Here is a 15,302-nt window from a genome sequence, read left to right as displayed (position 1 = left end):
TGCGGTATAATGGTGGAATGTTTGTTAATGCGAAGAGACGGAGGCACGTCCTGATTGAGTACTTATCCATTTGACTTTGATCCGAAAGAGCCGTTCGTGCAGCAAGCGAGCGACTGGATAGCGGATGTGTTTTATGAACGGCTGCCCGAAGCCGGGTTCGAGGTGCGCGACGAGCAAATTTTCATGGCGTTCCAGCTGGAGCGGGCGTACAACGAGAAGAAGACGATTCTGGCAGAGGCCGGCGTCGGCACGGGCAAGACGCTCGTCTATCTGCTCTATGCGGTTCTGTATGCGCGCTATACGCGCAAACCGGCGATCATCGCATGCGCGGACGAGTCCCTGATCGAGCAGCTCGTGAAGGAAGAGGGCGATATTGCGAAGCTGGCTCGCCATCTGGACCTGACGATCGACGCCCGGCTTGGCAAGTCGCCGGATCAATATATTTGCTTGAACAAGCTGGACGGGGCGCGATTCGAGCGTGAAGAAGACGGAGAGCGGTTCATGGAGATGTACGACAGTCTTCCGGCGTTCGTACGTCAACCGGATTCCATGCAGACGTTCCGTCCCTATGGGAACCGGAAGGATTATCCGGATTTGACGGACGATCAATGGCGCAAGGTCGGCTGGGATGTCTTCCAGGACTGTCTCGTGTGCAGCCAGCGCCATCGGTGCGGCCAGACGATCTCGCGCGAGCACTTCCGCAAAGCGGCGGATATCATCATCTGCTCGCACGACTTCTACATGGAGCATGTATGGACGTACGAAGCGCGCAAGCGCGAAGGCCAGCTGCCGCTGCTGCCGGAACACAGCTCGGTCGTCTTTGACGAAGGCCATTTGCTCGAGACGGCAGCCCAGAACGCGCTAACCTATAAGCTGAAGCATGCCGTATTCGAGAATATCGTCACGCGGTTGTTGGAAGGCGAAGTGCGGGAGAAGCTGGCGTATGCGGTCGAGGATGCCATCGCCCAGAGCGAGAAGTTATTCGATTTGCTCGAGCGCAGCAGCCGCGCCGTGACGGGTTCGAACCGGAAGGATGTCGTCATTACGGACGCGCTGCTGAGGGAAGCGAACCGATTCAGATCGTTGTTATCGGAGATCGAGGAGGAGCTTGTCTTCGAGAGCGGCCTGTTCACCCTCGACGCCTACCACGTAACGATCGTGGAAGAGCATATCGAGATGATCCAGTTGGCGCTTGGGCTGTTCGTGCAGCCGAAGCAGCTGATCAGCTGGGTAGAGGAAGACCGTGACGGCTTGTCGCTCGTCATTATGCCGAAGAAAGTGAAGGAAGTGCTGGAAGAGCGGGTATTCAGCCGGAAGATGCCGATCGTCTTCTCATCGGCGACCATGTCCGTCGGGGGCTCGTTCGATTACATGGCCGGAACGCTAGGCATACGCGACTATCTCTCGTTCTCCGTCGCTTCGCCGTACGATTATCAAGCCCAGATGAAAGCCGCGCTGCTGCCGGATCAAGCCGACGCAGACAAGACCCAACTTGCGCTCGACCTGCTTCGTCTGACTGAAGGAAGGGCGCTCATCCTGTTCCCGTCCGAAGAACAGCTCCGGCATTTCCGGGCGTCCATCGGACAGCATCCGGAAGCGGCGGGCTACCGTTTCCTCTATGAGGGCAGCGCCGAGATCAGTTCGCTGATCTCGACCTTCCAACAGGACGAGCATAGCGTGCTGTGCGCGGTCACGCTGTGGGAAGGTCTCGACATTCCGGGACCGTCGCTGTCGCACGTCATCGTGTGGGAGCTTCCATTCCCGCCAAGCGACGCCGTCTTCGCCTCCCGTCGAGCGGATGCCGCGCATCCTTTCGAAGACGTAGACATGCCATATATGCTGCTGCGTCTGCGTCAAGGCATCGGCCGACTGATTCGTTCGCGCGAGGACGAAGGGTATATCTCCATCATGGGGCAAGCCCTTAATCAAACGGAGGTACGGTCGCGGATCGCCGCATTCCTGCCTCCGGGAACAGAGAGGAACGACTTATGCTAACCATTTCATCGTATACGGCTGAGCTGATCAAAGACCCGTTCGGCATTCTGTCTGGCACCCGATACGAATACGTGCTGAATCTCGATATTCCCGAGGACGATGAGCTGCACCATGAGCTTGGCGTTTATGTACGCGTCGTTTACAAGGAGCAGGATGGAGAAGGATCGATCGTGAAATACGACCTTCATGAACGGTCGACCGACCGTTATCTGGATTTCGACCTCGAAGAAGAAGAGGAGGCGTTCCTGCTATCGTTCTGCAAGGAGCGGACGGCGGAAGCGGAAGGCTAATAGCGCTAGCGGACAATGGACGTCTAGTCCGGCAGCATACGCCAAGCGTACAATCGCGAGATCGCGGGCTTTCTTTTTGCTCGCTAGATTGACGTTGCAATGAAACGTTTGCCGCACGAAGCGGCAGCCGCACCCTCGCTTAAGCGAGGGTGTTTTTTCATTGTTTAGGCATGCTTATGTGGTGGATCAAAACGTAAAGCGTGTCCGCGCAAGCGGACGTAAGCGAAGGTCAGTACGAAAGTACCAAGAGAGACGAAACGAAACAGGGTACCACCCCAAGGCGAAACGTAACGAACGAAGCTCGAACAAGAGCCAGTCCGAAGGACTAGCGGGCTTCCTTCGAAAGGACAGATCAACGACGGCCGCATACCGAGTCACGGTTATTCCGGGTGTCCAGAGGGACGGGTCCCTCGGAACCCCCTGGCGAGGGGGCTTGGGGGTGGAGAAAAACAAAAAAGACCTCCGACAGGGGCCTTATTTGTACAGCATTCTTCGGTTCAGCTGAACGTTAGTGCCGTATTTCTCGATCAGCCGCGCGGATTCGGCTTTGACGTATAGATGGATTTCTTTCAGGCGCTGATTGACGGGGCGGAGCGTCTCTTTCACTTTGCCGTCCACGATCACGTCGAACACGATCAACGTTATTCACCTCCTTCATCTTATGCTTTACCCAGCATAACGCCGACATATGAAGCAGTTGTCAAATCAATGTTAGCTTGCGGTCAATTTTCGGTTACATTGTTACCTTGGCGTTAAACTCGCTCGAGCCGAAACATTGCCATAATATGCGGTTTCGACACGAAAAAGACTGGCGGATAGCCTGTTTTATCGTTTTTTAAGGTGATTTTGACGAAATGGTGAAATGACGAAGGTGCACGGACGGATCGGAGCGCTTGTTGAATAGAATGTTGATGGGATGTCGTGGCATGTTGTGATAGGGTTGAATAGATGAAAAGCCCCTTGACGCAAGGGATCGTCAGTAACGGATCCGAATTGGCGCCGAGCAGGGGCTTTGGTGTTTCTTTAGAGGGACTTCCTTGCAAATCGCTACGGTCGCCGCGATAACGGGATGTTGGCAATGGTTAGGCGCAGGCGCGAAGGGTACGAGGAACGTCAAGCAGGGGCGTGTCGTTTACTGTTTGACTGTTAGCCTTGCGCTTGTACGACGTAAATCTCCGGTTTGAACGGCGCTTGCAGCCAGCTGCTCGCCGCGGCGAAGAACGATGTGAAATGCTCGCTTTTGCCGTGCAAGTCGATCGCTTCTTTGCTCGCCCATTTCTCCACGAAGAGGAAAGTGCCTGGCCGTTCAGCGTCTTCGTAGAATTTGTAACCCAAGTTGCCTTCTTCCTTAAGCGTCGCGTCGACAGCCGTGCGGGCCTTATCGAGGAACTCCTCGCGCTTGGCAGGGTCAATTACGAGTTCAGCGTGAATAATAATCATGCGGGTCATCTCCTAGTTGCCTGTAGGGCTGAGTTTAGTGGTGATTTGATTTGTATTGTACACCTCCATTAGAATGGAGAAAATTTAATGATATTAACCCTTCCTTCAGGGAGAGTTAAGCAGGAGCGATTATGCATATCGAACAATTGGAAAGCATCGTGGAAGTGGCCAGACTCGGTTCGTTAACCGCTGCCGCGAATAAGCTTCACGTGACGTTGTCCGCCGTCAGCCAATCCATTTCGAATTTGGAGGCGGAGCTAGGCGTGACATTGTTTACGCGTTCGCGTCAAGGCGCGACGCCGACGGCGGAGGGGCAAGCGGTCATTGCCAAAGCCTACGAGGTCATCGAGAAGCTGCATGAGCTCCGTGAAGAAGCTGGACGGTTCTCGAACGAGCAGTCGGGCGAACTGAAGCTGGCGACGATTCCTGCGCCGCTGTCCTTGTATATTGAGTCGATTTTGGGATTCAAGCGGGATTACCCGCAAGTTCAGCTCGAAGTGACCGAGAAGGGCTCGGAACAAATCGTGGAGGACGTCCTTCACGGTCGTGTCGATATCGGGCTTGTGATCTGGAGGGAGTCCGAGGCTCTTCAGCACAAAGGCTTGGCGTTCGGCAAGCTGCTTGAAGGCAAAATGGTCGTCTGCTCGGGCCGGAATTCACCGCTTGCGCTGACCAAATCGGTCAAGCCGGATCAGCTGCTCGGGCAACCGATCGTGTTGTATAAGGACGAGCATCTGCGTCGTTTCATGGATGAGTTCCAAGCCCGATACGGTCAAGTCGACGTGCTGTTCTCCACGAACAACCGGGATGCGATCATGCGGGCGATCGGCGAGGGGGCCGCTGTTACGGTCGGCGTGGACTTCTCGTTCTATAATCTGCCGGAACAGAAGCAGGATGACTTTCGCATACTCGATTTCGATATGCCTGACACAGAAAGGCTATATCTGGGGTGGATTCGTTTAAGCGAAGCGCGATTCGGAAACCCCGCCAAGCTGATCATCCAGCGTCTTCAGCATGCGTTGGAGAAGCTCTGAGCCGGAGGAAGCTTCGGCTTACGGCAATAGCCATGCCTTTAGTGAGAGTTAAGATAACGTAATGAAACGTAAATATGCATAAACATTCGCATACCACGCAACTAAAGGCGCTGTCATCATGATGTCCAAGTCGGCCGCGCTCGAGCTTGCTCCTTACGGCATTCGGGTCGTCGCGGTGGCACCAGGTGCTGTCGATACGCCGATTATCCAAGGTTACAAGGACAGCGGGCTGTTGGACAGCATGCGCGCGAAAGTCATGGGCGGCGAGTTGACCAAGCCGGAGACGGTCGCCAACGCCGTATACTTGGTCTCGCTCGAAGAGGCGGAGGCGATCAACGGCAGTGTCGTGATGGCCGATCAAGGTTATGCTTCCTTCAAATAATGAATAATCGTTCGAAAGCATACGCATCCACAGACCTTCCTTCACGGGAGGTCTATTTGCCTATTCTGAATCTCGAATTTCTTAATTTTGGACCGTTATTTTTTGCCTGCATAGGCAGGTTCCTTCCTCGATATGTTGAATATTCCTATCAGACACCGAGATTGAAGGGGGAAAGACGTAAAATGAACAGGGAGCCAGACACGCTGCCGGAAGCGCTTTCGCTTTCGGAACGGCAAGCTTACTGGTCGCCGGATCGAGTAAGGCATTATTATGTTCGCTTCGATGCGAATGGCGAGAAGACGTATGCATGTCCGCATGCTATATATAAATTTTACGAAGGCGACATGGAACAAGCGGGGAATTCGGCGACTGCTTGCGATAGCGGCTGGATGCGCCGCGGACTAGCGGAGATTGTCAGCCGCGCACAAGCGATCGGAGGTGCGCGGGAAGCCGAGGTAACCGATCCCCATACAGGCGAAATCTATCTGATTCGCGTCTATCCGGACGAGCAGGGCTTCTCCGCATTCATCGAACGTACGTCCGCATCCGGCACGCTGATGTCCGCAGCCGAGCAGATGGTCCAATCCCTCTTCGAGCATAGCCCGGATGCGGTGTATTTGCTCGATATGAAAGGCAAATATATTCAAGTCAATGCGTCTTGCGTGCGTATCTCCGGCTATTCGGCAGCGGAGCTGATGCAGCGCGATTTTTCGGGGCTGGTTGTCCCCCAGGATTTTCCTCGGGTAAGAGAGCATTTCTACCGGGCGGCTGAAGGCGCGGCGCAGAGCTATCCCGTTCGCATTTATCGGGCGGACGGCGCAATGCGCAATTTGCTCGTGAACAATTTCCCCATTATCGATAACGGCCAGATCGTCGGAGTCTATGGCATCGCCAAGGACGTTACGGGCGAATACGTCACCGAAGCGCTCTTGCGCAAGAGCGTCTCCCTGCTCGAGCAATCGCAGAGCATTGCGCACATCGGCAGCTGGGAGATGGATGCGAAGAGCAAACGGATGTATTGGTCGCAAGAGAGCTTCCGAATCTTCGGCATGCCGCCGTCGCGCGACGGCCATGTTGACCATAAGGGGCTATTAAAGGCGGTTCTGCCGGAGGATGCGAGTCGCGTATTAGAAGCATGGCGGGATGGCTGGCGCAACCATTCGTTCCAGTCGGAGTGCCGCATCGTGCGTCCGAATGGCGAAGAGCGCATCGTCTTCGTGAAGGGGCAGGTCAACGCCGGCGATCATAGCCGGATGACCGGCATCTTGCAGGACATTACCGTGCTGAAGAGCACCGAACGCCAGCTGTTGGAGAGCGAGCAGCGCTCTTGGTCGATCATCCATCATCATCCCGACGGGGTGTGCGCGCTGGATCTGGACGGGTCGCTGATCGGTGCGAATCCTTCGATGGAACGTCTGACTGGATATAGCGCCGAAGAATTGAACGGCCAAAGTTACGCGATGCTGCTTACGCCTTCCGAGGCGGAGCGGGTATCCAGGGAATATATGAATACGGCGGACGGCCAGGAGCTGCAGCGCATCGATTCAGAGCTGTTGCGCAAGGACGGGCAAGTCATCGTCGTCACCAATACGGTTGTGCCGATTATCGTGGGCGGCCGGAGAGTCGGGACGTACGTCATCATCAAGGATATGACGGACGCGCTCGAAACCGAGGAGCTGCTCCGCAAGTCGGACAAGCTCAAGGTGGTCGGTCAGCTGGCCGCGGCGGTTGCGCACGAAATCCGCAATCCGCTTACCGCGCTGAAGGGCTTCGTGAAGCTGCTGCAATCGCAGTACGACGAGGCGAAGGTGCCTTACTTAGGCATTATTCAGGAGGAGTTGTCGCGAATCGAGTTTATTTCGAGCGAACTGCTCGTACTCGCCAAGCCTCAGGTAAGCCGCGTCGCCCAAGTGGACGTGCGAGAAGTGCTGGAACAGACCATCATGCTGCTTGCCACGCAAGCAGTGATGAACAATATCGAGATCAGCCTTGTTGCCCAGGATGAAGCCGCTTTGATCTTAGGCGACGGTAATCAGTTGAAGCAGGTGTTCGTCAATTTGCTCAAGAACGCGATTGAAGCCTCCAGTCCGGGCTGTTTGATCGAGGTGGGTATTCATCTGACCGAAGAGGAGCTGCGTCTTCGCTTTGCAGACCAAGGCTGCGGCATGCCGGCGGAGATGGTAGGCCGTCTCGGCGAACCGTTCTATACCACGAAGGAGAAAGGAACCGGGCTTGGTTATATGGTTATGCGTCGAATTATCGAATCGCATCACGGCAAGCTCGCGATCAGCAGCAAGCTCGGCGCCGGCACGACGGTAGAGGTGATTCTGCCAAGGCGCCTGCAGGAACAGCCGATTCATCGAGTGCCTGCAGTCTAAGGTGGAACAGGACGCCCGCCTCGGCAATGTGACAACCCTAATCTCTTTCTAGTACAATAGAGTTCGTAGATACATACATTTCCATACCTATCTAACCGGGAGAGGACAATTCGGATGTCAGAGCAGGAACGGAATCAAGACGGAGGAAGAGAGCAGTTGGATACGGCAGAATTGCTGAATGCACTCATGGCGCTGAAGAAAGGCAACTTTTCGCACCGCATGTCTTATGATTATACGGGCGTTGCCGGGAAAATCGCGGATACCTTTAACGATATTATGGACATGCAGGAATCACTCGTGAACGAGATTCAGACGGTCGCGCGGGTCGTCGGCAAGGAAGGCAAGCTGTCGCGGCGGTTCGAGCACAAGAATAACGGAGGGTCGTGGGAGACCGCGGTCGAGTCGCTGAACGGGCTCGTCACCGATCTGATCCAGCCGACGAGCGAGATGGTTCGCGTTATCAATGCGGTCGCGCAGGGCGACTTGACGCAGAAGGTCGACCTCGAATTCGAGGGCAGGCCGCTGACGGGCGAATTCCTCCGTTCGGCGAGCAACATTAACATGATGGTCAATCAGTTGAGCACCTTCGCTTCGGAGGTGACGCGCGTGGCCCGCGAGGTCGGCACGGAAGGCAGTCTGGGCGGCCAAGCGGACGTGCGCGGCGTCTCCGGCACGTGGAAGGATTTGACCGACAGCGTCAATAACATGGCGAGCAATCTGACCGATCAGGTACGCAACATCGCGGCCGTGACGACTGCCGTCGCCAATGGCGACCTGTCCAAGCAGATTACCGTTAACGCGAAAGGCGAGATTCTGGAGCTGAAGAACACGATTAATACGATGGTCGAGCAGCTCTCGACGTTCGCCTCCGAGGTGACGCGCGTGGCGCGCGAGGTCGGCACGGAAGGCAAACTCGGCGGGCAAGCGGACGTGAAAGGCGTCTCCGGCACATGGCGAGATTTGACCGAGAACGTAAACTACATGGCGAGCAATCTGACTGAACAAGTACGAAACATTGCAGTCGTGACGACTGCCGTCGCCAACGGCGATCTGTCCAAGCATATTACCGCTGACGTGCAAGGCGAAGTATTGGAATTGAAGAACACGATCAACACAATGGTGGATCAGCTCTCGACCTTCGCCTCCGAGGTGACGAGGGTGGCACTGGAGGTCGGCACGGAAGGGCGCCTTGGCGGGCAAGCCGAAGTAACGGGCGTTGCCGGCACATGGCGTGAGCTGACCGAGAGCGTTAACTATATGGCGAGCAACTTGACGAACCAGGTTCGCGGGATCGCGGAAGTGACGACGGCCGTCGCCAAGGGCGATTTGTCCAAGACGATCACGGTCGATGCCAAGGGCGAAATTCTTCAGCTGAAGAGTACGATTAACACGATGGTCGATCAGCTGAGCAACTTTGCTTCGGAAGTCACGCGGGTGGCGAGAGAAGTATCGACGGAGGGCAAGCTGGGCGGCCAAGCGCACGTGCAGGGCGTATCGGGGACGTGGAAGGATTTGACCGACAGCGTTAATTTCATGGCCTCCACGCTGACCGACCAGGTGCGCAATATCGCGGACGTGACGACAGCCGTCGCGAAGGGCGACCTGTCCAAGCAAATTACGGTCAACGCGAAAGGCGAGATTCTCGAGCTGAAGAACACGATCAATGCAATGGTGGATCAGCTCTCCACGTTCGCCTCCGAAGTGACGCGCGTGGCGCGCGAGGTAGGCACGGAAGGCATTCTCGGCGGTCAAGCGACCGTACGGGGCGTTGCGGGTACATGGCGCGACTTGACCGAGAGCGTTAATAACATGGCTTCTAATTTGACGAATCAGGTGCGCAATATCGCGGTCGTCACGACGGCGGTCGCGAACGGCGATCTATCCAAGCAAATTACGGCCGACGTTCAAGGCGAGATGCTGGAGCTGAAGAACACGATCAACACGATGGTGGACCAGCTCTCGACGTTCGCCTCCGAGGTGTCCAGGGTCGCGCGCGAGGTAGGCACGGAAGGGAAGCTGGGCGGCCAAGCGGAAGTTAAAGGCGTAGGCGGGACATGGAAAGATCTAACGCAGAACGTTAATAACATGGCCCGTAACTTGACGGATCAAGTGCGCAACATCGCGGGCGTGACGACAGCTGTTGCCAGAGGCGACCTCTCGCGCAAGATCACCGTCGACGTCGAAGGCGAGATGCTCGAGCTTAAGAACACGATGAACACGATGGTGGACCAGCTCTCGACATTCGCATCCGAAGTCACGCGCGTGGCGCGCGAGGTCGGCACAGAAGGCAAGCTGGGCGTGCAGGCAGACGTGAAGGACGTCTCCGGTACGTGGAAGGACTTGACCGATAGCGTCAATAACATGGCTTCGAACCTGACGAATCAGGTACGGAACATCGCGGGCGTGACGACAGCGGTCGCCAACGGCGACTTGTCGAAGAAGATCACGGTCGACGTCAAGGGCGAGCTGCTCGAGCTGAAGAATACGATCAATACGATGGTGGACCAGCTCAACTCCTTCGCTTCCGAGGTAACGCGAGTAGCGCGCGAGGTCGGCACCGACGGCAAGCTCGGCGGACAAGCGCAAGTGCGCGGCGTCGGCGGCACGTGGAAGGACTTGACCGACAACGTTAATATCATGGCGACGAACCTGACCGATCAGGTGCGCGGCATCGCCAAAGTCGTGACCGCCGTCGCGAACGGCAACCTGAAGCAGAAGCTGACCGTCGATGCCAAAGGCGAGATCGCCGAGCTGACGGACACGATCAACAACATGATCGACACGCTGGCGACCTTCGCCGACCAAGTCACCACCGTGGCGCGCGAAGTAGGCGCGGAGGGCAAGCTGGGCGGGCAGGCGAATGTACCGGGCGCGTCGGGTACATGGCTGGACCTCACGTACAACGTTAACTATATGGCGAGCACCCTGACGACGCAGGTGCGGGCGATCACGAACGTGGCGACCGCCGTGACGAAAGGGGATCTGTCCCGTTCGATCGACGTCGCGGCGGCCGGCGAGGTTGCCGAATTGAAGGACAACATCAACGAGATGATCCGGAACCTGAAGGAAACGACGCGCATCAATACCGAGCAGGACTGGCTGAAGACGAATCTGGCCAAATTCTCGCGCCTGCTGCAAGGGCAGCGCGACCTGCTGGCGGTCAGCCGGATGATCCTCTCGGAACTGGCACCGCTCGTCTCCATGCAGCACGGCGTTATCTATATCAACGATAGCGAAGGCGGCGAGCCGGTACTCAAGCTGTTCGCCAGCTACGCGTATCAGAACCGGAAGCATCTGTCGAACGCCTATCGTCCGGGCGAAGGGCTCGTCGGCCAGTGCTTGATCGAGAAGCAGCGAATCCTGTTGACCAATGTGCCAAGCGACTATGTCGTCATCTCTTCAGGGCTTGGCGAAGCGACGCCGCTGAACATCGTCCTGCTGCCGATCATATTCGAGGATCAGGTGCTGGCGGTTCTGGAGCTCGCTTCCTTCCGCGCGTTCAGCGAGATCGACATCGCGCTGCTGGATCAGCTGACCGAGTCGATCGGAATCGTCATGAACACGATGCAGGCGAACCGCAGAACCGAGGAGCTGCTTATCCAGTCGCAGACGCTGGCCGAAGAGCTGCAGAAGCAGCAGCTTGAATTGAAGGATACGAACGAAGAGCTGGAGGATAAGGCGAAGCTGCTCGTTATCCAGAAGGCCGAAGTCGAGAGCAAGAACAACGAAGTCGAGCTCGCGAAGCGCTATCTGGAAGAGAAAGCGGAGCAGCTGGCCACCACGTCGCGCTACAAATCCGAATTCCTGGCCAATATGTCGCATGAGCTGCGCACGCCGCTGAACTCGCTGCTGCTGCTGGCCGAGCAGCTGGCCGAGAATCCGGATCAGAACTTGACGGACAACCAGGTCAAATACTCCTTGACGATTCAAGAATCGGGCTTGGACCTGCTTAACCTCATTAACGATATTCTCGATCTGTCCAAGATCGAGTCCGGCACGGTGACCCCGGATTATTCCGAGGTGTCGACGGCCGAGCTGGCTAACGGCTTGGACCGCACGTTCCGGCCGATCGCGGAGGACAAGAAGCTGGATTTCCGGATCATCGTCGAGCCAGACGTGCCGAAGCACATCGTGACGGACGTGAAGCGTCTGCAGCAGATCTTGAAGAATCTGCTCTCGAACGCCTTTAAATTCACGGATCGCGGGCAGGTAGCCATGTACGTCCGCGGTGCCGACCAAGGGTGGAGTCCGGACAATATCCATCTGGCGCAAGCGGATCATGTCCTCTGCTTCACCGTAAGCGATACGGGCATCGGCATCTCCGACGAGAAGCAGCAGATCGTGTTCGAAGCGTTCCAACAGGCAGACGGAAGCACCAACCGCGAATATGGCGGCACAGGGCTCGGACTTGCGATTTCCCGCGAGATTGCCACGATGCTCGGCGGAGAGATCACGCTCTCAAGCGTCGTCGGCAGAGGCAGCACGTTCAATCTGTATCTCCCCGTCGAAGGCGCGAATCATAGTCCGAACCCGGGCAGGTCGAAATACGTGCCGGAAGTGATCGATGTCGTACCCGCGCACAAGACGCGAAGTTACGCGCTGGAACTCGAGAAAGGCATCGAAGACGACCGCCACGACATTCAACCGGGCGACCGCGTCTTTCTTATCATCGAGGACGATAACAAATTCAACGAGATTCTGATCCAGCTGCTGCATAAGAAGGGGATTAAGGCTGTAGTGACCACGACGGGCAGCAATGCTCTGGAGATGGCGCGCAAATATCGGCCGGTCGGCATCACGCTTGATTTGCGGCTGAAGGACACGGACGGCTGGCTGGTCATCGACCAGCTGAAGAGCGATCTGGATGTCGCGCATATACCGGTGACGGTTATTACAGTCGAAGAGGACGAAATCGCGCTCAAACAGAAAGGCGTGTTCGATTTTATCCGCAAGCCGGTCACGAACGAAGAACTGGAGAATGCGCTGGATAAGCTGAACGGCTACGCTTCTGTCGAGGTTCGTCAAATGCTCCTTGTGGCGGGTCCCGAGGAGCGACGCACGCAATGGGTCGAATTGCTGGCTGGCAAGGACGTTCGCATCGTAACCGTCGATACCGCCCGCAAAGCGTTGAACCAGCTGAAGACGAAGACGTTCGATTGCGTACTGCTCGACAACGAGCTGCCGGACATGGAAGCGCCGCGCTTCGTGAAGGAGATGCAGAAGCAAGCAGCGAATAAAATGAAGCCGGTCGTCGTGTACCGCAGCCGCAAGCTTCCGGCCGAGGAAGAACAGGAACTGGACGAGCTGGAGAAGTCGGCGGTGTTGAAGGAAGCGAAGACGTCGCTCCAGATTATCGAGGCGACTTCGCTCTTCCTGCACCGCAAATCCGAGAATTTGCCGGAATCGTCGAAGGAAACAGTCGTCAAACTGCATTCCTCGGACGAAATGATCGCCTACAAGAACGTGCTTGTCGTTGACGACGACATCCGCAATATTTTTGCGCTGACGACGATTCTGGAGCGACACCATATGCGTGTTATTCCGGCCGAGAACGGTCAAGACGCGATCGACACGCTGAAGCGGAATCCGGACATCGACATCGTGTTGATGGATATCATGATGCCGATAATGGATGGTTACGAGACGACTCGCCTCATCCGGCGCGATCCGCAATTCGCGGGATTGCCGATCATCGCGCTCACGGCCAAAGCGATGAAAGGCGACCGGGAGCTGTGCCTGGAAGCGGGTGCGTCCGATTATATTACGAAGCCGGTGAACAGCGCGCAGCTGCTGTCGATGATCCGGAGTTGGCTGGATAAGGGCGAGAACGAGGCATAAGAGCTGCAAGTCGCGGGCGATTCGAATGGCGTCAACCATAACCGACAAGGGGTGGCAGCATGTTTGAGAAGGATTTGCTGAAAGGGAAGGTCGTTCTGATTACCGGCGGCGGCACGGGACTCGGCCGCGCAATGGCAGAGAAGTTCCTCGACTTGGGCGCTAGAATCGCGATCGCCAGCAGGCGCGAAGAAATTCTCGCCCAGGCGGCCGCGGAGATGGGAGGCGAAGGTCGGGAAGTCTTCTATACCGCATGCGACGTCAGAGATCCGCACCAAGTCGCGAGCATGATCGATGCTACTGAACGTCATTACGGCGCGATCGACGTGCTCGTCAACAATGCGGCCGGCAATTTCGCCAGTCCGACCGAGAAGCTGTCTCCCCGCGCGGTCGACGCCGTGCTGAACATCGTGCTGCACGGTACGTTCTATACGACGCTCGAGCTCGGGAAGCGATGGATTGATCAAGGGCGCGGGGGAACGATGCTGAACATCGTAACGACGTATGCGTCGACGGGTTCCGGCTATGTCGTGCCATCTGCCGCGGCCAAGGCCGGCGTGCTGGCATTGACCCGTTCGCTCGCGGTCGAGTGGGCGCCGCATGGCATACGTCAGGCGGCTATCGCACCCGGCTTGTTCCCGACGGACGGCGCTTGGAGCAGACTGGCGCCAACGCCAGAGCTCTCGGCGAAGCTTGTGAACCGCGTGCCGCTTGGCCGCGTCGGCGACAAGGAAGAGCTGACCAACCTTGCTGCGTACCTCATCTCGGACTATGCCTCGTTCGTGAACGGCGAAGTCGTTACGATCGACGGCGGCGAATGGCTGAAGGGCGCTGGCCAATTCAACGATCTGGCCGAAGTGACGCCGCAGGAGTGGGATGAGCTGGCTGCGTTAACCCGCAAAGGGAAGTAATCTCGCCGATCCATATCCGTAAAATAAACCTCTTCGCGCTGGCGGTGAACTTGTTCACCCGCCGGAACGAAGAGGTTTTTGTTTTTGTGTTGCGCTCCTTAGTGATAGTAAGAAGATCATTCACAAGATTCGCGAGAGTTTGCGGTAGTCCCGCGGAGCCAACCCTTCGTGACGTTTGAATACCCGGCTGAAATAATGCAAGTCTTCATAGCCAACCTGGTGGCCGACCTGCTCTACCGTCAAGTCTGTCTCTCTAAGCAGTCTTCTTGCTTCCCGATGACGGATGAACGCGAGGTATTCGCCGGGCGGCTTGCCCGCGATGCCCTTGAACAGCTTGGCCATATGGTCCTCGTTCATGTTGAGCTTGGCCGCGAGCGACTTATTACTCCAGTCCGCCTCCGGCGCTCGTTCCATCGCTTCCATCATCTCGGCGATCCGGCTGCCGTGCACGGTCGCGTTGGCTTTGGTGCGTGCGAATTGGGCGCGAAGCAGGTTAGCCAGGATATTCATCATGAGCGCCTTGCAGACGAGTTCATAGCCAGGGCGGCGCATCGCGAACTCATGGACGAGCTGTTCCATGAGGGAGACGGCGTAATGTCCGGGGGTATAGATCGGATTGTCCGACAACGGGGAGAAGTCAGGGGCTACAGCTTCTACCGCGAATTTGTCCGATTGGGGATGGTCCTCGTTCACGACCATGTCATCCTCGCCCTGCACCTCCAGCTCGTCGAAGAAGTCGAAGTGGATGCCGATGAACCTGGCGTGCGGCTCGGAGACGATCTCGTTCTGATGAAAGACGCCCGGCGACAAGAAGAGGAGTTGTCCGGCCGTCAATTCATAGGTTCGGTCGTGCATATGTGTTCGCGCCGCGCCGTGACTAACATACAACAGCTCGAAGTCGTACAAGCGGCGCAAATTCATTTTGCCGGGGGGCAGCGTCTGCGTCTGCGCGTAATGGATGCTGGGCGACCAATCGCGATAAGGCGACAAGCGGCGCGACGCCTGTGCGGCATATCGCTCGTTCTGTTCAGTCATCG

At 56.8% G+C, this 15,302-nt stretch carries 9 protein-coding genes and 1 pseudogene; 7 read left to right on the top strand and 3 right to left on the bottom strand.

The features are described 5' to 3' along the window. The first annotated feature begins 54 nt into the window (after positions 1-54). Both ACFFSY_RS24135 and ACFFSY_RS24130 read left to right on the top strand, forming a co-directional pair. Positions 55-1,995, top strand: coding sequence for an ATP-dependent DNA helicase (locus ACFFSY_RS24135; protein WP_377498925.1), 1,941 nt, complete (start codon positions 55-57; stop codon positions 1,993-1,995). Next, positions 1,989-2,285: a DUF6509 family protein gene (locus ACFFSY_RS24130; protein WP_377498923.1), complete on the top strand. Its 297-nt coding sequence runs from the start codon at positions 1,989-1,991 to the stop codon at positions 2,283-2,285. Before ACFFSY_RS24135 ends, ACFFSY_RS24130 begins: the two co-directional genes overlap by 7 nt. Positions 2,286-2,759: 474 nt before the next feature. Here ACFFSY_RS24130 and ACFFSY_RS24125 read toward each other — a convergent pair whose 3' ends face one another. Both ACFFSY_RS24125 and ACFFSY_RS24120 read right to left on the bottom strand, forming a co-directional pair. After that, complete coding sequence (locus tag ACFFSY_RS24125) at positions 2,760-2,924, bottom strand: mechanosensitive ion channel protein MscL (protein ID WP_377498921.1); 165 nt, start codon at positions 2,922-2,924, stop codon at positions 2,760-2,762. Between the two features lie 507 nt (positions 2,925-3,431). Then, entirely contained in the window at positions 3,432-3,725 is a 294-nt protein-coding gene (locus tag ACFFSY_RS24120; protein ID WP_377498919.1) for a putative quinol monooxygenase, read from the bottom strand. A 131-nt stretch (positions 3,726-3,856) separates the two neighbouring features. Between ACFFSY_RS24120 and ACFFSY_RS24115 the strand changes: the two genes are divergently transcribed. The 5 genes and pseudogenes from ACFFSY_RS24115 to ACFFSY_RS24095 all read left to right on the top strand — a co-directional run bounded on the left by ACFFSY_RS24115 (position 3,857) and on the right by ACFFSY_RS24095 (position 14,265). Next, the gene (locus tag ACFFSY_RS24115) at positions 3,857-4,759 is read left to right on the top strand and encodes a LysR family transcriptional regulator (protein WP_377498917.1); all 903 of its coding nucleotides are present in this window, start codon (positions 3,857-3,859) and stop codon (positions 4,757-4,759) included. A gap of 82 nt (positions 4,760-4,841) precedes the next feature. Beyond that, positions 4,842-5,141, top strand: a pseudogene (locus tag ACFFSY_RS24110) (SDR family NAD(P)-dependent oxidoreductase); the annotation flags it as partial. Between the two features lie 182 nt (positions 5,142-5,323). After that, positions 5,324-7,519 (top strand): PAS domain S-box protein, encoded by a 2,196-nt coding sequence (locus ACFFSY_RS24105; RefSeq protein ID WP_377498915.1) that lies wholly within the window; start codon positions 5,324-5,326, stop codon positions 7,517-7,519. 114 nt (positions 7,520-7,633) lie between these two features. After that, entirely contained in the window at positions 7,634-13,357 is a 5,724-nt protein-coding gene (locus ACFFSY_RS24100; RefSeq protein ID WP_377498913.1) for a HAMP domain-containing protein, read from the top strand. A gap of 59 nt (positions 13,358-13,416) precedes the next feature. Then, a complete protein-coding gene (locus ACFFSY_RS24095) occupies positions 13,417-14,265 on the top strand; it encodes an SDR family oxidoreductase (protein ID WP_377498911.1) in 849 nt (282 codons plus the stop codon). A gap of 120 nt (positions 14,266-14,385) precedes the next feature. Here the strand turns inward: ACFFSY_RS24095 and ACFFSY_RS24090 are convergent, their stop codons facing one another. Then, a complete protein-coding gene (locus ACFFSY_RS24090) occupies positions 14,386-15,300 on the bottom strand; it encodes a helix-turn-helix domain-containing protein (protein ID WP_377498909.1) in 915 nt (304 codons plus the stop codon). Positions 15,301-15,302: the final 2 nt, after the last annotated feature.

The sequence above is a fragment of the Paenibacillus aurantiacus genome, assembly GCF_042431225.1.
Taxonomy (GTDB): domain Bacteria; phylum Bacillota; class Bacilli; order Paenibacillales; family Paenibacillaceae; genus Paenibacillus_Z; species Paenibacillus_Z aurantiacus.
The sequence above is the reverse complement of the archived record's forward strand: the minus strand, read 5'-3'. Positions and strand labels throughout refer to the sequence as shown.